Annotated in this window: 12 protein-coding genes; 6 read left to right on the top strand and 6 right to left on the bottom strand. The window is 65.4% G+C overall.

Annotated elements, in window-relative coordinates:
* Window positions 1-123: 123 nt before the first annotated feature.
* Window positions 124-1,071: an NmrA/HSCARG family protein gene (locus IEY88_RS16740; RefSeq protein ID WP_189155681.1), complete on the top strand. Its 948-nt coding sequence runs from the start codon at window positions 124-126 to the stop codon at window positions 1,069-1,071.
* Window positions 1,072-1,110: 39 nt separating this feature from the next.
* On the opposite strand, the gene IEY88_RS16735 is transcribed toward IEY88_RS16740, so the two are convergent.
* Complete coding sequence (locus IEY88_RS16735; RefSeq protein WP_229693453.1) at window positions 1,111-2,358, bottom strand: geranylgeranyl reductase family protein; 1,248 nt, start codon at window positions 2,356-2,358, stop codon at window positions 1,111-1,113.
* Window positions 2,359-2,436: 78 nt separating this feature from the next.
* Between IEY88_RS16735 and IEY88_RS16730 the strand changes: the two genes are divergently transcribed.
* Window positions 2,437-2,886 (top strand): transposase, encoded by a 450-nt coding sequence (locus IEY88_RS16730; RefSeq protein WP_308425995.1) that lies wholly within the window; start codon window positions 2,437-2,439, stop codon window positions 2,884-2,886.
* A 276-nt stretch (window positions 2,887-3,162) separates the two neighbouring features.
* On the opposite strand, the gene IEY88_RS16725 is transcribed toward IEY88_RS16730, so the two are convergent.
* Complete coding sequence (locus tag IEY88_RS16725; protein ID WP_189155680.1) at window positions 3,163-4,185, bottom strand: hypothetical protein; 1,023 nt, start codon at window positions 4,183-4,185, stop codon at window positions 3,163-3,165.
* Between the two features lie 596 nt (window positions 4,186-4,781).
* On the opposite strand from IEY88_RS16725, the gene IEY88_RS16720 reads away from it, so the two are divergent.
* Window positions 4,782-7,637: an NACHT domain-containing protein gene (locus tag IEY88_RS16720; protein ID WP_189155679.1), complete on the top strand. Its 2,856-nt coding sequence runs from the start codon at window positions 4,782-4,784 to the stop codon at window positions 7,635-7,637.
* A 126-nt stretch (window positions 7,638-7,763) separates the two neighbouring features.
* Complete coding sequence (locus IEY88_RS45105; RefSeq protein ID WP_268241241.1) at window positions 7,764-7,889, top strand: hypothetical protein; 126 nt, start codon at window positions 7,764-7,766, stop codon at window positions 7,887-7,889.
* 90 nt (window positions 7,890-7,979) lie between these two features.
* Here IEY88_RS45105 and IEY88_RS16715 read toward each other — a convergent pair whose 3' ends face one another.
* Both IEY88_RS16715 and IEY88_RS16710 read right to left on the bottom strand, forming a co-directional pair.
* The gene (locus tag IEY88_RS16715; protein WP_189155678.1) at window positions 7,980-9,260 is read right to left on the bottom strand and encodes a PD-(D/E)XK nuclease domain-containing protein; all 1,281 of its coding nucleotides are present in this window, start codon (window positions 9,258-9,260) and stop codon (window positions 7,980-7,982) included.
* Entirely contained in the window at window positions 9,257-11,569 is a 2,313-nt protein-coding gene (locus IEY88_RS16710; RefSeq protein ID WP_189155677.1) for an argonaute/piwi family protein, read from the bottom strand. The genes IEY88_RS16715 and IEY88_RS16710 overlap by 4 nt, the downstream gene beginning before the upstream one ends.
* A gap of 441 nt (window positions 11,570-12,010) precedes the next feature.
* Here IEY88_RS16710 and IEY88_RS16705 point away from each other — a divergent pair, with 441 nt between their 5' ends.
* Both IEY88_RS16705 and IEY88_RS16700 read left to right on the top strand, forming a co-directional pair.
* The gene (locus IEY88_RS16705; RefSeq protein WP_229693451.1) at window positions 12,011-13,813 is read left to right on the top strand and encodes an AAA family ATPase; all 1,803 of its coding nucleotides are present in this window, start codon (window positions 12,011-12,013) and stop codon (window positions 13,811-13,813) included.
* A 314-nt stretch (window positions 13,814-14,127) separates the two neighbouring features.
* Window positions 14,128-14,340, top strand: a complete 213-nt coding sequence (locus IEY88_RS16700) for a KTSC domain-containing protein (RefSeq protein WP_189155675.1) — start codon at window positions 14,128-14,130, stop codon at window positions 14,338-14,340.
* A 304-nt stretch (window positions 14,341-14,644) separates the two neighbouring features.
* Here the strand turns inward: IEY88_RS16700 and IEY88_RS16695 are convergent, their stop codons facing one another.
* On the bottom strand, window positions 14,645-15,991 hold the full coding sequence (locus IEY88_RS16695) for a hypothetical protein (protein WP_189155674.1): 1,347 nt from the start codon (window positions 15,989-15,991) through the stop codon (window positions 14,645-14,647).
* The gene (locus IEY88_RS16690; protein ID WP_189155673.1) at window positions 15,991-16,911 is read right to left on the bottom strand and encodes a sigma-70 RNA polymerase sigma factor region 4 domain-containing protein; all 921 of its coding nucleotides are present in this window, start codon (window positions 16,909-16,911) and stop codon (window positions 15,991-15,993) included. The genes IEY88_RS16695 and IEY88_RS16690 overlap by 1 nt, the downstream gene beginning before the upstream one ends.
* Window positions 16,912-17,031: the final 120 nt, after the last annotated feature.

Here is a 17,031-nt window from a genome sequence, read left to right as displayed (position 1 = left end):
AAAGATTCGAGCTCAACGACCCGACCGTCATGACCCAGCTCACACCGCCCTCTGGAATCTCCGGGCCAACTTACCTGTTCAACTAGGTAAGTTGGCGAAAAGGCAGACGGTAGAGGAGACACGGTGAGCGACAAGAAGATCATCGCGGTACTCGGCGCGACGGGGGCGCAGGGCGGAGGCGTGGTCGACGCCATCCTGAACGACCTCGACGGCAGCTTCCAGGCTCGGGCGATCACGCGCAGCGCTACGGCACCGAAGGCTGTCGCGCTCGCCGAGCGCGGCGCCGAGGTGGTGGAGGCCAGCTTGGAGGATGAGGACTCGCTGCGAGCGGCGTTCGAAGGCGCGTACGGCGTCTTCGTCGTCACGAACTTCTGGGACAGCTTTTCCGCTGATGTCGAGTTGGCACAGGCCGCGCGGGCCGCGCGCGCAGTGGCGGCAGCGGGCCCGGCGCATGTCGTCTGGTCGACGCTGGAGGACACGCGGAAGGTTCTGCCGTTGTCCGACAAGCGGGTGCCGGTGCTGCAGGAGCGATACTCGGTGCCGCATTTCGACGCGAAGGCCGAGGCGGATGAGTTCTTCCGCAAGTCGCGTGTCCCGACGACCTTCCTGCGCACCACCTTCTATTGGGACAACTTCATCACCGGCTTCGCACCGCGGCGTGACGAGAACGGCGCGTTGGTGCTGGCGCTGCCGATCGGGCAGGCCGCGCTGCCGGGCATCGCGTCCGAGGACATCGGTCGTACCGCCTATGGCGTGTTCCTGGCCGGGGACACCTACCGTGACAAGACCGTGAGCATCGCGGGCGAGCACCTGACCGGCGCGCAGTACGCCGAGGCGTTCGCTGACGCGCTGGGTGAGCCGGTGACCTACTACCCGGTCCCGCACGACCAGGTGCGCGCGGCAGATCTCCCCGCCAGCGACGAGATGGGCAACATGTTCCAGTTCTACACCGAGGGCGAGCACGATTTCGTCGGTTCCCGTGACCTTGATGTCGTGCGTTCTCTCAATCCGCGGCTCAAGAACTTCCGTACCTGGCTCGACGAGCACCTGGCGGAAGTGAAGCCTGCATGACGATCATCGGTAGTTCAGCATGCAGCCTGCGGAGGCAGTTCAGGTATCCCTGCGACGCGGATGGCGAACGAGGGTGGCGAGCATCGCCGTTACGAGGGCGGGGCTGACGGTGCCCGCTCCGAGTCCGATCTCGACGAGGTTGTCGAACGCGCGTTGGTGGTCACGTGCGGTAGTGGTCGCAAGGTCGACGAGCCAGGGCGCGCGAATGAGCCGGGCGACTGCGTCGGTGTGCCGCAGGTGTGTGCCCAGGTGATGGCGCAGCGCTCTGCGGTACCGGTCGCCGGGGTCGGCTGTCAGTGCGGCGGTGCCGGCGAGAAATCCGGACAGGACGGCGTAGTAGATGCCTTCGCCGGTGAGCGGATTGATCAGCGATGCGGCGTCGCCTGCTAGAAGGACGCGGCCGTGGCCGACCTCGGGCCTGCCGGTCGACAGCGGCAGCTTGTGTCCGCGCAACGCCAGGGGCGGGCAGTCGGGTAACAGTCGGTGCAGGCGCTCCGTCAAATGCGCTCTTGTCGGCGTCTCACCGCGGATGAGTTCGCCATAACCGACGTTCGCAGTGCCGTCCCCGACGGGGAACACCCACGCATACGCGGGCCAGTGTGCGGTGGTCATGACGAGTCGTTGTTCCCCTGCGGGCCACGGCTGTGCGTTCGTGTACCCGCGCAGCGCGATGGCGACGGTGCCCGCCCGTGCTCGGTTGGCTCCACACTGCCGCCGTATGACCGACTCCGCGCCGTCGGCGCCGATGACCGTGCGGGCGTAGGCCACACCGTCGATGTCGACACCTCCGTTGACGGGGGTGAGTGTGCGGACCCGGTGCTGTCGCAGGTGCGCGCCTGCGGCACAGGCAGCCTGCACGAGCCGTGCGTCGAGTAGCGCGCGGGGCACGACCGAGGCCGGACGAATGAACCGGCGTGCGGCCGTGGCACCTCGCGGTGAGGTCAGACGTAGTTGATGGACCGCAGCGGTACCGGCCGTGAGTGCTGCGATGTCCACTCCTAGCCCGGCAAGGATGTCCAAGGCGTGGGGCGCGACGCCGTCGCCGCAGATCTTGTCGCGCGGGAAAGATGCCGAGTCCAGCAGCAGCACTCGGGCTGCGGGATTCGCGCGCATCGCCGCGAGCGCGGCTGTCGATCCCGCAGGCCCTGCCCCGACGACCACCACGTCCCATTCGATGTTCGTCGGCATCAGCGTGCCAACTGGTCGACAGCGGCGGCGAACAGCCATGGCGCGCGGGCGGCGACAGGCACGATCCCACGCGCCAGCACCGGCCGGTTTCTGGCCCACAGCAAAGTCTCCGTCAACCAGCGCGATCGTCGTGACGTACGGGTCCAGGCACGCTCGTAGTCGGCGGGCCGTCCGGCGATCTTCGTATGGGCCGAGCCCCTGCGAGGCTGGCGCCGTGTCCACGCCCTGGCCCAGCGAACCAAACTCGACTGGGCCGGGCAGGTCAGACAGCTCTTGACCGTGGACTATCCCGACGCCGAGACCGTGGTGCTGGTCATGGACAACCTCAACACCCACGGCATCGCCTCGCTCTACGAGGCCTTCGAACCCGGCGAGGCCTTCGCCCTGGCCCAGCGCCTGGAGATCCACCACACCCCCAAACACGGATCCTGGCTCAACATCGCCGAGATCGAACTGTCCGCACTGTCACGGCAATGCCTCGACCGCCGCATCAGCGACCTCGACACCCTCAACACCGAACTCACCGCCTGGCAACACACCACCAACACCAACCAGCGCGGAGTCGACTGGCAGTTCACCACCGACGACGCCCGCACCCGACTCCGCCACCTCTACCCCATAGGTTAGAAGCGACGGTCTACTAGCTTGGCCGACCCATAACCCCCAGATACGGGTTCACGCGCCGCTGACCTGCAAAAGCAGGATTTCCAACGCAACTAAACGCAGTTGACGAATTGTGAAGAGTGTTGCTGTCAGTCCACACAGTCAACAAAGATCCACTCCTCCAGGCTTAGCGAGCAGTGAGTGCTGACGCTGGGCAGCGACACCGGTGTGTTCTCCTGCTTACAGCGGCATGCTCGTTGACCGCCGTCAGCGTGACGCTGACACGAGTGCGCGGGAGGCTCATATCGTGTCGATCCATGAGACCGCTGTTCGCGCCGCGACAAGCCACGAATGAACCCGACGATGCTGATCACGCCAGCCGAGATCGAGGAAGTCGTCCTTGAAGGCTCCCCTGTGCATCAGCCAGTTCCGTTGCCCATACATCTCCTGGACCAGATCGAAACTCTCGGCGTCCTCCGTCCGCAGCGACCTCGCCGCCACAGCGCTGGGAAGATCGTCGTAATACCGTTGCGCGAAGGGCACGTTGCGCCTGGACAGAACCGGGGCAATCGTTCCGTCTCGCTCGCCTCCATTCCTGGCAATGAGAAGATGCGCGGCGATCTCACAAGCGCTGGCCATGGACAGGACGGCTTCCCGCAGCACTGTGCCGTGAAGGTGTTCCTCGGCGTCGATGATGAGTGAGCGGTGCAACGGGGGCGGCAACGCCGTGCCCAGGCTGGTCTCGAGAGCGGCCAGATCCGCTACGCCGGTTTCAGGCGATCTGATGCTGTTGGACTTCGCGACACCATTGACCCCTGGACCAAAAACGCCCAGACTCGATCTGTCGTCTCCGTTGAACCACGTGCAGCTGTAAGGAACGTTGATGACGAATCGGTCGTCCTGAGTCCTCCACGAACGGTCGATTCGTTTCACGAACGGGGAGTTCGCCACGAAACGGAGGTGGTCTAGGTAGTAGTCGGCCATGATCGTGACTCGGTCCAATGACCGCTGAAATTCTTCGTCCACGTCGAAGGCGTCGGGGTCCACCTCCCATTCCAGGACGACCTGCACCCGGTCGAGGCAGGTCGATTCCACCGCAAAATCCAGCTTTCCCTCGGATCCGTCCGCACGGGCGATCGATATCTGCATGCTCGAAAGCGTGACATCAATGTCTTCGGGAAACAGCGGGTCGCCCAACGCCTTCGGACGAACCCACGCTCTGAAGTCACCCGCGTCGATCCCGATCTGCCCGGCCTCCTCCCCCTCGTTCAGTCGAGGAAGCACGTACCCGAGGTACAGCTGGTAAATGCCGACGATCTTCATGCGCCCGTCCCATCCGGTGCTGGTGATCTGATCCGTTCCAGCCCGTCCGCGACCAGCCGCGTGATGGCCGGGTCCACAGCGCGCAGTGCGACCGAGGCAGAACTCCATCTGTCGTGTTTCAGCAGTGTGCCCACAAGGCCGAGGTACTCGGACTCCATGCCCAGCTGGAACGCGAGAAGCGCCGCCTCCGCCGACGCTGCCAAGCTGTCCCCGTCGATCCCATCGCTGAGCAACTCGACGCGAAGATCGTCGACCGTGTCCTCGTCGCCGGACTAACCGAGGTCACCGAGCATCCGTGGACGGAATGTCCAACCCTGCCAACGGAGTCCAAGACAGGCTGTGCGCCACCGTGTACGCCTCGACAGCACGACGAACCCGACACCGGCATCGCCCGAGGCGCCGGCGATGCTTCCCTTGCCCGCACGAGCCTTGTCGCTCACCGGATGAGCCTACTTTCTCCGGCGCACCCGCTTTGGCGAGTCCCCGGTGCGCTTCAGGCCGGGGACGCTCGGAGATCAACTCGTCTGGCATGCCAGTAAGGTTCTTGGAGATGCGCCAAGCAAGTTGGCGGCTTCCAAGAGGGGAAGGACGTCTGGGTGCGGTACGACTTGACCCGGTTGGGAGCCCAGGAGTTCGAGGAGATGTCGCAGTCGCTGACCATCGCGGTACTGGGTAGTGCGGTGTCCGTGTTCGGAGCGGGACCCGACGGCGGTCGCGAAGCCACCTTCGAAGGGCGGATGCGCTATCCGCAGCCTGAGCCTGCGTCCGGACCGTGGAACGGCTACGGGATCTTGCAAGCCAAGTTCCGCCGCACCGCAGGCCAGACCGGACCGGACACCGACTGGTTCCTCGGCGAGGTCCGCAAGGAGCTGGAGAACTGGGTCAAGGTCGGTGCCAGGCGCACCACCAAAGGACGGCTTCCCCAGTACCTGGTCTTCAGCACCAACGTCGTGCTGTCACCTGATCCTGGCCGAGGCGGCATCGACAAGGTCGATCAACTCATTCGCCATTACGTGACCACCAAAGGCCTTGAGCTCAAGGACTGGGCGGTGTGGCACCACGACCAGATCTGCCGCTTCCTCGACGTCCACGACGGAGTACGACGCACCTACTCCGGCTTCACCCTGACGGGTGACGTGTTGTCCGAGGCCTACCGGGCGCTGACATCGCTGAAGCCCGATCAGGTTCCTCCTACTGATTTCTCCACGCTGCTGACCGGCCAGGCGGCCAAGGAACTGATGGCACAGCAGTGGGTCCGGCTGGGCCAGGCCGGAGCGCCGAACAATCGCAAGCTGCAACTGAGCAACGTCGCGATCGACCTGCCCGCCCAACTCGAACCCGGTCCTGACGGGGAGAGCCACTCCGAAGCCGTCGAGGGCGTCGTCGCCCACATCGTCCAGCACGGCAACCGAATCCGGCGAGGGAAACCCGCATCCGCGGATCTACCGCACCTCACGGTCGTCGGCGGTCCGGGGCAGGGCAAGACCACCCTGGGACAACTGTTGTGCCAGGTGTACCGAGTGGCCTTGCTGTCCGAGCGCCCGTCCCACACGCTGGGGCCGGACGTGCCGGAGATGCTCCGGCGTTATCAGGACCACCTGAGCACGCTGAACATCCCGACGCCCCGATGCAACCGATGGCCGGTGCGGGTCGCGTTGAGCCAGTTCGCAGACGCGCTAGCGGTACGTCCCTCGATCAGCCTGCTTGACTACATCGCCGACCTTGCGCGCGCGACCGGTCCAATCAACGCGCTGATGACCCGCGCGTGGTTGCGGGAGTGGCCCTGGTTGGTGGTGCTCGACGGCCTGGACGAAGTCGCTGACCCCGAGACCCGCGAGGCGACGCTCTCCGCCGTCCGCGACTTCCTCGTCGACGCGGCGCAGGCGGAAGCCGACCTGCTGGTGGTCGCCACCACCCGGCCACAGGGATACCGAGGCGAGCTGAGCCCGGCGTACTACCGCCAGCTCACCTTGCAGCCCATGCGCGCCGACAATTCGCTGGAGTACGCCGAGCACCTCGCGGGCCTGCAGTACACGGACGACCCGGAAATGCACGACCTGCTCGTACAGCGACTGCGCACCGCAGCGGCCGAGCCGCTCACCGCACGGCTCATGCACACGCCGTTGCAGGTCACGATCATGACGCTTCTGCTGGAACGACGAGCCCGGGCACCACAGGACCGGCACGGCCTGTTCGAGGCCTACTACAAGACCCTGTACGAGCGTGAGGTCGGCAAGGACACGCCCGATTCCCGACTGCTGGAGCAACAGCGCAACAACATCGACCGCGTGCACGAGCGCGCCGGACTGCTCCTGCAGATCCGCGCCGAGCACGCGGGCGAGGCAGAAGCGCACCTGCCCGAACGCGATCTGCGAAGCATGATCCACGACCGGCTCGTCGAGGAGGGGTACGACGAGGAGAAGGCCACGTGGATGGCGGGGCGGTTGCTGGTGCTGGCCACCGATCGCCTGGTGCTGCTGGTGGGCATGCCCAGGGCCACCATCGGATTCGAAGTGCGCAGCCTGCAGGAGCTCATGGCCGGCAGGGCGCTGTTCACCGCAGGAGATGCCAAGCTGTTGGAGGTGCTGAAGCACCTCGCGGTGTCCGCCCACTGGCGCAACACCTGGCTGTTCGCGGCGAGCAGGGTCTTCGTCGAACACGAACCCCTGCGCAGTGACATGATCCTCATGCTTCAGGAGCTCGACACTACCGATTCTCTGGCCGGTTGGTTGATGCCCGGTGCTCGGCTCGCGCTCGACATGCTCGACGAGGACATCGCCGCTCAGCAGCCTCGATACACGCAGCTCCTGCTCACCCGCGCCTTGCGGCTGCTCGACACGTACCCAGGCGACACCGTCAACCGCCTGATGTCAGTGGTGCATCGCATCACCAGCCGGGATCTCGATCTGATCCGCCTGGTGCTGGACGCCATCGACACCCGCATCAGCAGTCACGGGAAAGCGACGGTTACGGCACTGGACGCTCTCGCCGCCTGGGCGCGACACTCTGGCGACGCCTCGATCAGTGCCCGCAGCCGGGTGGACAAGATCCGCAACAACCCGCCACCAGCGTTGGAGGAGGCCGTCCACGAGTTGCGGATGTACAGCAGCAACGAGATCTGGCAACGCCAGGGCCTCGACCGTCCCAGAGGCGAACGCGAAACGCTCGACTCCGTCCTGCTGCGCTCGGTCGCCGAGGCGCATCCGCCATCAGATCAACGCTCACGGCTCGAACGCGCAGCTGAACTGCTGACGCAGTCCACCACGCTGACCGCGGACTTCCGTGATCCGAAGCTACAGCGGTCGATCATCGAGCTGGTCAACGGACTCGATCCCCGTCTCTGGCGGCACGCCACAGAGGTACATCAACTGCTGCAGCACTGGCATACCCGCCAACCGGTCGACGTCGACGTCATCGTGGGACTGACGAAACCGCCGGCTCAGGAACTTTGAAGCGCGCTAGCAGCGACTAAAGCCAAGGTTCTCGCGCATGAGATCACGCAGCTTCACTAACGCCTGCTCGAAGTCTTGGCCTGCTTCGTTGACCACCGGGCGGCCGCGGTGAGGATTCCTGGCAGCGTGGCGGTTCTGGAACGCCGGCTGGTGGCGGTGCTCGGCCGCATCGGCGAGAACACCGGGGCTGGCCGCAGGTCCGCATCGAGTTCGAGGACCCGGATCGCGGGCCTGGCGGACGATACCCGCTGAGCCTCAACGACCGTGTTGACGTCGAACTCGAGCGGACACCGCTCAACAGGACGTGGACGGCCTACCGCCTGACGCGATGAAGCACGGTGCCTATGGCGCGGACGGATCAGAGGGCGGGACGGCAGCGCGCTCGGCCGCTGACGGGATCGCTCCTGGGCGCGACACGATGATCACGTCGGTGATCCCCGGCAGGTCGATCAACGCTCGTCGGGTTTCGTCGTGGTGCTCGGTGGAACACGAGTCGTCGTAGATGAAGACGATGACCTCGCGGTAGCGCTCGCTGTCCTTGAGGTAACCGATCGAGTCGATGATCACCTCCTGTTCCACGTCCTTGAAGTGGTGCTTGGTGCGCACGTACTTGACCTCGACGAGCAACCCGAGGCGGGGCAGCGCGAAGTCCGCGCGATAAGCGCTGTGCCCGAGCTTCGGCAGGTTCTCCTCGTCGACCACGTCGTCGAACACGGCCCGGAGCATGACCCACAGGATGGCTTGCACCTCCCGTTCCGCGTCGACGCGCCAGCGCTTGGGATCCTTGTGGTGGCTGGGGTCCCACACCCACCGCTTCATCGCCGGCGGGAACCGGCTCAGCACCTGACTCACCTGGGGCACGCTGACGACCAACTGGTCGGCGCTGGTCGCGGCGACCGCTTCCGCGAAGTGAAGCCACAACGCGGCGTGCCGAACCTCCAGATGTGCGGGATCAGCGCGCAGGAACGCGAGCATCGCCCGCCGCTTCGCGACGTGCAGATCCTCCGGGGTTTCCCGCGTGACGCTGGTGCCGGACGCGAGCAGGTAGAACGCGGCGACAAGCGCGTTGTCCGTCATCGCCGCCAGATCGGAGACCTTTGCCGGCTCACCGGTCAGCTCGGCGAGAACGTGCCTCTGCATGAGGTCGATCCACAGTTCGTTGGGTTCCCGCAGGCGATGGTCGAACGACTTCCTCAACCAGTCCAGGAAACCCGGCACGCGGTCACGTACCGCACGCGCCGCGAGGTAGAGACCGAGGACGATACCCGCCGAGTACATCGGCGTGATCCGATCCGCCGGATACGGGTCACGCCCGACCAGCCGTTCAAGTCCGTTCACCAGCACGTCGCTAACCACGGGAAGCCACGCCGGTCGCTGGCCGACGAGATATCCCAGCACAGCCAGCGCCGAATGGGACTCCAACCGGCCGGCGTTGGTCTTGAGCCACTCGTCGAGCTGTGGTTCGACGTGCCACCGGATCGATGTGCCTTCGCCGAGCACGTGGCGCGCGAACAAGCCGTCGAGGCTGCCCGGCACGTTCTCGCTCTCGACCCGGTCCGCGAACGCCAGGAGCTGACCGCCGAAGTACGTGCGTTCCGCTGGGACGTCGACGGGCCCGGTCACAGGAACCACCTGCTGTAGCGCAACTTTCCGAAAACCACGTCCGAGTTCCAGTTCGTCACGTGGCGCAGCTTGCCCAGCAAGCCGGCGATGAGGTCGGAGTACAGGATGGTCACCGGCTTCGAGGTCGGGTACGGCCTACGCCACGACATGGCGGTGAACCTGAAGAGCTGACCGGCGAGGTAGTCGATGTCGGTGAAAGTGGACTCGCGGTGCAGCTTGAGCAGCAACGGCCGTGGCGCCCCCTGCCGTTCGGTCTTCAACTCCCGTGGTCCCGTGACCGTCACCAGCATCTCGCTCTTGCTGATCGGCACGGCGAATCCGCGGTTCGCGACGCACTTCCCCTTGTAGCCCCGTCCAGCCTTGATGCCCTCAGCCCTCTCGTCGAGAATCATCCACGGCGACTCGGCGACGACGTTGACGAACGCGAACTCGACCCCGGCGAAGTCCGTGGTGAGCCCGGCCACCAACTCCTTCACTGCGGTGGCCTCCTCATCCTTCAAAGGCTTGAAGACGTGGAAGATCAACCGGACAAAGTCCTTCGGCTGCCACCCCTCCCGGTCCCTGACCTCGGTGAGGCACGCGCGCAATGTGTCCAGCAGCGCCTGCTGGTACTGCTCGTAGGGCGCCTCCCTGGAGACGTTCGACACGAGATAGGTGCCGTCGGTGTTGAAGACCGTCGTGATCCCGACGTAGCGCTCTCCCTTGACCATGCGGTCCTGGACGACCTGCGCACTGCCGATACCGAAGATCAGCTCCCGCGCCATGGGCTGACCGCTGTCCTTGATCGCGAACGGGGTCCCGCCCAGCTTGGCGTACACGGCGAGCGCCATCGTGGTCAGCGGGTAGGCGATGCTGGGCTGGTCCGTGATGTTCTCGACCTGGAACTCCTGCACCGCGACCCCTTGACTCATGAAGGTCGACTTCGACACGAGGTAGGGGCTGTCGTTGCCCGTCAGGTGTTCCTGGGCAGCGCTGGTGAAGACGAACGCGAGGTTGATCTTCTCCTTTGTCTCCAACGCGCTCAGGCAGGCGCGCTTGTACGCAGCAGCGTCCTGAACGTCGCCGTCGAAGGCTGTGAGGACGAACGAGCAGTCCGTCAACCTGAACTTGCGCACGAAGCCCGCTGGGAACGCCGGGGAACCTCGCACACCGTCGCGGAACCTGTTGAGCAAGGTCTCCACCCTGCCCTGGAACTGCCGGGGCACCACGACGGCGATGGTCGGCGCTTTCGGCGTGAACGACTCCGCGTCCAAAGGACCGAACTTGGTCAGACCGGAGTCCGGGTACCGGTCCGTCTTGTCGCCGGAGTGGTCGAACACAAAAGTCGGCTCGGTCAACGTCCGCAGATGCGAAGGCTGATCCCGCTTCAGGCGCAACGGCATGGCCAGGTGGGCCTTCATGCCTGCGGCGACGTCGAGAGGTCCGAGGCCGAGCACGACCTTCGCGATCTTGTCCGTGTCCGCGATGCGCCGCTGCGCATCGTTGAACGCGGCGATCTTGCCCTCCAGCGCGGCCAGAGCGTGGTCGAAAGAACGGCCGCACACCTTTCGGAGCACCGAGTGGAAGTTGGCCTTGTTCGGCTCGATCCACGCCTGTGCGGCGTAGATCTTCACCTCGCCCTCCCGTCCTTGCACGACCAGCTCGTCGCCCTCGACCGCCACCGCGCGGCCGACGAGTGCGCGCTTCGCCTGCGGATCCTGACCTGGCCAGCTCCGCGCAAGCTCCGACTCGGCCATCACGTAGGTCCCCACCACGGCGACCCCGCGCTTCAGCAGGACGTCAGCGGGGATGTCGATCTCGTAGCGGGCCTTCATCCCGATCACCACACCGGGAAACCCACGAGGTCCACTGCGGCGGACCTCGATCGAGTGCTCCGGATGCACGTGGAGCCCACCGATGGCGCGCCCCAACGCCTGTGCCAGCAGGTCCCCGCCGGTCCTCCGCGACACGAACCGCATCGGATACTCACGCCGCAGCTCGTACTTCCACTCGGTGATCAGCACGCGCCGCAAACGGTCCTCGAGCAGTCTGGTCTGCAACAGCACGTCTTCAGGGCCGGACGTGACCACGCGCTGCGTGCCGACCTGTGCAGCGCCCTCGGCCACCTGAACGCAGATGATGTTGCCGCGTTCGCGGACGACCACGTGCGACTCCCGCAGGCGCTCCCGGAGGTCCTTCAACTGATCCGCGGACTCAAAGGGCACCACGCCGGCCATGACTTGCCCGGAGAACCGGACGGGCATGAAGTTCGTGAACAGCGACGACTCCCTGCTGCAGTTTGGTGTTCGAAGGTCCCCTGAGTTCCCCATCAGCTGAGGTTACGACGCGACCCCGACAATTTCGGGCGCCCTCCTGCAGCGACGCCTGCTCGGGTTGTGACCCATTGGACTGTCGCATCCACACATCGATAATCCTCGTATGTGCCTCACTCACCTCGAATGTCCTTGATTTGTCCCATAACTGTCCAAACGCAAGTCTGGCGGGCAAACTGGCCATCGCCCCGCAGCAGACGGCGCGGCGTCGAACCCCACGGACTGTCAAACCCGCACTTCCTGCCAGGACAACGAATCAGCACTCAGTCATGACGACTCGCTTGGCGTGTCCCGGTGAGGAACCGGTTCGCGGCGGAGTTAGCATCAGAGTCTCGGGCGTGCCGTCAGCCGCCCTGGAGTTCACATGAGCAAGACCGCGGGCAGGTTCGGGGAGCGCGGCGGCCTTGCAGAACGGAGCATTCCCGAAACATGGACCTGATGAACTTCTCCGTGAGCGGATTCCGTTCGCTCATGCGGGTCGAAGGCATTCCGGTCAGTTCGCCGACACTCGTCGCCGGGCACAACGACGGGGGCAAGACCGCGCTGCTCGACGGACTCAGCTTCCTGCTGGGCGAGCACACCGCGGAAGAGGCCGACCTCACCTACACCACCGGCGGCTCGGGAGAGCGCTGCGCGACGATCGTGGTCGAAGGGCAGTTCGCCCTCGACGAGTGGGAACAGCAGACCTTCCAGCGGCCGTCGCTGATCCGCATCCGCAGGATCAGCGACGGCACCAGCGCCTCGTGGGAACTCAGGGCCGCCGTTCCCACGGACCCGCGGCTGCGGGACCTGTCCCAGCACAAGGCCCCCGAGCTCGCGGCCTTGATGAAGGACCTCGGGCTGCCTCCCGTCTCGCTCAAGGAGCAGCGTCTCGCCGCTCTGCGCGCGTACGGCCAGGACAACTCCAGCGGAGAAGACTGGATCCCTCTCCCGAAGGACTTGAAGAACCGGCTCCCCCGGCTGTTGTCGTTCGACGGCACCAAGGCGAGCGCCGAGAACGCGATCAAGGTGGCGTTGAGTTCCAGCTTCTCCGCGCACATCAAGGACCCGAGCCTCCAGGGCAAGCTCACCGAGCTGGAGGAAGAGGTCCGAATGCGGTTGAGCACCGAGTCGAAGTCGCTCTGCGACCACATCATGCAGCGGTGCCCCGACATCACCGACGTCGTGGTCGAGCCGGACGTCTCGTTCAGCCAGGCGTTGCGCGGCACCCGCATCCGCATCTCCCGCAAGGCCGGCGGCCCCGTCGACCTCACCCGGTCCGGGCTGGGCAGTCAGCGGCGCATTTCGCTGGCCATCTGGGAGTGGACGAGCGAACTTCTCGCGGACCAGGCCCAGGAGCAGGTCACCGACGGGGAAAAGCAGGCCACGCCTCTCCAGACGATCGTCGTCTACGACGAACCGGACACCCATCTCGACTACACCCACCAGCGGAAGGTCATGGACCTCATCCGCGAGCAGAGCGCCATCCCGCACGTGAACGTCGTGGTCGCGACGCACTCGATGAACCTGATCGACGGCGTGGACATCGCCGACGTGGTGCACCTGAAGATCGAGGACGGGCACTCCGTCGTCGAGCGCCTCGGCACCGAGACGCACGACAACATCGACAACTTTCTCGGCAAGATTGCCGCGAGCGTCGGTCTGCGCAACTCGGTGCTGCTGCACGAACGCTACTTCCTCGCCGTCGAGGGAGACACCGAGCAGCAAGCGGTGCCGCACCTCTTCCGGCTCAGCCAGGGACTCTCGCTCCAAGCCGCCGGAGTCGCGCTTTGGTCCTGCGACAACAACGCGGGCGCCCTGCACCTCGGGAAGTACCTCGTCCAACACGGCCGGAACGTGCTCGTGATGATCGACGCGGACAGCCAACGCGAGTCGCTGTTCAAGGAGGCGTCCCTCCGGCGGATCTTCGAAGATCGGTTCGACGACGTGGTCGTCTTCGTGGGACAGCCGGACAACGTCCGGGAGTTGGAGGAACTGTTCAACGACGAACTCTGGGCTCGGGTGGCGAACGAACGCTGGCCGAGGCCGGAGCCGTGGACTCCAGCCGACTTCACCCGGCACCGGGCAGGCAAGAAGTTCAGCGGGGACGTCCAGGAAATGCTCCAGACGGAGAGCGAACTGGGACCTGCGGGCAAGCCGGCCATGATGGTCGGCTTGGCCCTGTCCCTGCGCAGCGCCGACGAGGTGCCACGCCAACTGCGGGAGATCTTTCAGGAACTCACCGAACTAGCCGCACAGTAGCCACGCCTCAGCCTCCTGAGGCTCTGCGCCGCCACGTCGGCGCGCGAGCATCCGGTGTTTGCGTTGTTCGTCGGTCGGAGGCTCCCACTGGTGCCAGCCAGTCGGGGGCGTCCACCTTCGCGCGTGCTCGCGCTGGACCACACCACACCACCGGCAGCCGTTCGGAGTGGTCAGATCCCAGTCGTCATGACGCCCACTGCCTGCCATCAGCCCTCCCCGAGTCCGCTACCGATGTTGTACCGCGCACCACCGACATTTTTACTCAAGAAGGCCAAATCCGCAGGTCAAGGACCTCGTTGACAGATCGGAGAGACATGCATCACCAGCAGGTCACCTCATCCAACATCCGCTCCATCGGTTACGACGCGTCGTCAACCCTCCTAGAGGTGACGTTCACGGACGGCAGCACCTACAGGTATCAGGCGGTGCCTGTCGAGGTGCACGCTCAGTTCATCAAGGCCACGAGTCATGGCAAGTACTTCCACGCCCACATCCGTGACCACTACGCAACGCCGCGAGTCAGCTGACAGGTGACGAGTCGGTCGACGCCGCCCGCAGGAGACCCGTATAGGTCATGTCCCGCCATCGTCGTTCTCCCGTGTCCTGCCGCCATCACTGACGCCAGGACACGTCACGTCGTCATGGTCAGAAACTCGGGGGCGTGTTACAGAAACCTGCCTCATCTCCTGTCGCTGCGCCGTTGAAACGCCTTAGGTGTCGTGTGCCGGGCGGGGGGCCGCCGTCGAGCAGAACCGGTGCCTGTTCGGGACAACGGTCGTTGCGGGCGGTCCGGCAGTCCTCCATCGGACTCGTGCGAGCCGGGGCGATCGTTCACGGCCGGCCTGTGCCGATGAGGTTCACCAGAATGCGGTGGCAGGTGTCGTTGATCGTGACCTGCTTCGCGGTCATCCACTTCTTCAGGGCACGGGCCTGGTCGTCGTCGATCGTCAGCACCCTGGACAGGACGACCAGCCTGGTCTGCTGTTCCTCCGTGAACGACGTGGTGCTGAGCATTCCCAGCACCACCCCTCCCCTGTCTGGTCCCTGCTCGCCCAACAGCCATTGCCGGAACGTTGCTCTCCCCAAACTGGTGAGTTCGTACCGCCTGATCGCACGGCCTCTGCTGGTGGGTTGGATCAGGCCACTCTTGTGCAAACGCCCCAGTGAATCGCATACGCCCGCGTGAGTGACATCCGGCAATTGGAATCGTCGGTGCACCGCAGGCACAAGAATCCTGCTAGTTTGCGGTCCTTCGTGCATCAGCCCGAGCATGGCACCCATGAGCGGCGTGACATCGGCCGTTTCCCTGGCAGGTGGGGGAATCGACGCCGACCACACCTCCGCGAAGTTGCTGTCCCAGCGCACGGCGAACTGCTCGATGGCTATGACCAGGTCGTCGAGCATGTCGTGCGGCCGGACCAGACGCGTGTCTGGACGGCCCTTCTCAACACGCGTCCAAAGCTCGTGCGGAGTTTTCCGTGCGGCGTCACGTTGTTCATCGCCCTGCTCCGTCGCCGCCCTTTCCAAAGCAGGGCAAGTCGCGGCCGGTGGAAGCGAGACCATCGGAAGCCCACGCCGCTCGCACCAGCTCACCCAGTCCGTGAGCGCGGCCCGCGGGCGTCGGCAGGTCAAGTCGTCGATTACACCGCTGCACGGCAATGCGCTGTGCTGCAATAGAAGCAGCACACCGAGGGGCATGCCCTCGCTGCGGAAGGTCAGGTCGAGCACCGACCTGGCGATGTCCCGCCGCACGTGCTCGAACACGTTCGCCTCAGCGAGCCAGGCGACCATCGCGATGGCCGTGCCCCTGCTCTCCCTCTCCGGGGCCAGGAAGGAGATCGGAAACGGCGCACTCTTCCAGAACTTCAAACGAACGTGCATGTTGTGAAGCTGGTCCCGCTTGCCCGGCGCAGCCGCCCAGCACACGAGGCTGAGCAGGAAGTCGTCGACATCGCCCTCGGGTTCAGCCGAACCGTCTTCGCCGTGCTTGCGATCGAGACGGCTTTGCACCTGCTCGACGACATCGGCTCCGGCCAACTCCTGGATTGCGCGCGCATTAGAGGCCCCCAGGCTGGACTGCTCGAGCAACCGGTCGAACTCATCCTCGAACGCGGTCGCCACCTCATCGGCGGTGGGCGGGAAGCACAGGTCGATCTCGTTGCTGGTGTTGAAGGTCATCACGACCTCCCCTCGTCCTCGTTTGCGCTGGTGGAATTCGGCGGCCGGAGCTTCCGGCGCTGCGTGTGGAGCCTGCGCTCGACGGCCTTGGCGGTCAGCCCAACCTCGTCGGCGGCCGCGGCCTGAGTCATCCCCGTCATGCGCAACGCCAGCACCTGGCGCACCTTCTCGTCGGTGATCGCCGACATGGCGTTCGCCGCCTCGACGCGCAGCAGCGCCCGCTCGCCGGGGTCCATCCCCGGATCCACCAGGTGCTCCGCGAGGTCGATGGTCCCGTCGCCATCGACCTGCTCGTTGCGGGAGCCGGAGCGGATGAACGCCTCCTGCAGCTGGTCCTGCTTCCACCGGTCGTTGCAGACCTTGATGAAGCAGCACACGCACGACCCGATGAAGTAGGTCGCCAGGGTGGCTCCCCGACGGTGGTCCCACTTCCCCTTGCGGAGCCCGTAGTCGAGAAAGAAGTCGACGCCGCGAAGGAGAGTGTCCATCACCGCTTCTTCACGCTCGGCGTCAGACCACGCCCTCGCCGCCGCGGCTGCGGCCGGGTTGATGTGGCCGCGGTACCGCAGACACTCGCGGAAGATCTGCCCTTCGCGAACCCACAGCCGGATGATCGGGTAGGCGTACCCGATCATCCGGCCGCTCAGCCTGGGAAACACCCCGTCGAACCGCGGACCGGTGAACCCGGTCGACGCGAGCAGCTCGACCATTTGGCGGTCGGCCTCGATCCGCTCGAACCGCTCCGCGTCGGAACTCGCGGCCGCGTCCGCACCGAGCAGCGCAGCCTCGGCACGGACGACGTCCTCACTGGTCACCGCCTCGGCAACGACCTCGGCGAGTTCCTCGTCGGACAGCATCGCCCAGGCCTGGGCGTGATCATCGTCCTCGGGGTGTCCCGATTGTCGTCGCGCTTCCGTCATGCCGTCTCCCGTAGCAGGTGGCGTCGGGGGTTCCACCCGCCTGATCTGGTTCTAGGCGCCGGGTCCGCGCGTCCCCCCACTCGTTCCACAAGATTTTTGTCCTACTCGCCGGACCGCCGG

This window comes from Lentzea pudingi, assembly GCF_014646255.1.
In the GTDB taxonomy this organism is placed as follows: Bacteria; Actinomycetota; Actinomycetes; order Mycobacteriales; family Pseudonocardiaceae; genus Lentzea; species Lentzea pudingi.
This window is presented reverse-complemented; position numbering and strand designations above follow the sequence as displayed.

Excerpts from the sequence above, each read along its gene's own strand:
- IEY88_RS16690 (WP_189155673.1), bottom strand. The coding sequence starts at position 16,911 with ATGACGGAAGCGCGACGACAATCGGGACACCCCGAGGACGATGATCAC.
- IEY88_RS16700 (WP_189155675.1), top strand. The coding sequence starts at position 14,128 with ATGCATCACCAGCAGGTCACCTCATCCAACATCCGCTCCATCGGTTAC.
- IEY88_RS16695 (WP_189155674.1), bottom strand. The coding sequence starts at position 15,991 with ATGACCTTCAACACCAGCAACGAGATCGACCTGTGCTTCCCGCCCACC.
- IEY88_RS16705 (WP_229693451.1), top strand. The coding sequence starts at position 12,011 with ATGAACTTCTCCGTGAGCGGATTCCGTTCGCTCATGCGGGTCGAAGGC.
- IEY88_RS16710 (WP_189155677.1), bottom strand. The coding sequence starts at position 11,569 with ATGGGGAACTCAGGGGACCTTCGAACACCAAACTGCAGCAGGGAGTCG.
- IEY88_RS16725 (WP_189155680.1), bottom strand. The coding sequence starts at position 4,185 with ATGAAGATCGTCGGCATTTACCAGCTGTACCTCGGGTACGTGCTTCCT.